Genomic DNA, 544 nt, shown 5'->3' with positions numbered 1-544 from the left:
CGGCTGGCTTTGGCGACCTTCTCGCGTCCAACCAACTCTGGGAAACCGTAGGTCCAGCCCTTGGCGACGCGGTGCGCGCTGGAGGCATCGATTACCCTGGTCTGGCTACCCGGCTCGATCAGCGCGACTGCTTCGCGGGCTGCGGCATCGGGCAGGCACAGCACCGCGAAATCGGCCTCATTGAGGGCTTCGCGGCGGGCGGTCAGGTCCTTGCGTCGCGCTTCGTCCAGCACAATGAGCGAAAACTCGCTGCGCCCGGCCAGCCGGTCGCGGATCTCGAGCCCGGTGGTGCCTTCGGCACCGTCAATGAAAACGGTGTGGCTCACGCGCCGAGCGAGACGAGGGGCAAATAGCCGGTCGGGCCTTCTGGCCCGAGGCAGCCCCACGCCCACGCACCGGCGATATCCAGCACTTCGAACCGCGTCCCCGCTTCGAGGATGCCTACCACTTCAGCGTCCTCGCGTGGCTGGACATGCAGCGCGCCCGCTGTGGCGAGCGTCCGTTCCAGCGGCACGACATAGGCGGCGACGAGATAGCGATCGGC

Annotated in this window: 1 protein-coding gene and 1 pseudogene; both read right to left on the bottom strand. The window is 67.6% G+C overall.

The window, feature by feature from the left end:
• Positions 1–326 (bottom strand): annotated as a pseudogene (locus AC01FP_RS18915) (N-acetyl-gamma-glutamyl-phosphate reductase); the annotation flags it as partial.
• On the bottom strand, positions 323–544 hold a 222-nt coding region (locus AC01FP_RS18910; RefSeq protein WP_474482490.1), incomplete at its 5' end, for a hypothetical protein. The gene AC01FP_RS18910 and the pseudogene AC01FP_RS18915, both read right to left, overlap by 4 nt.

This window comes from Cyanobium sp. NIVA-CYA 375, assembly GCF_056108345.1.
The sequence above is the reverse complement of the archived record's forward strand: the minus strand, read 5'-3'. Positions and strand labels throughout refer to the sequence as shown.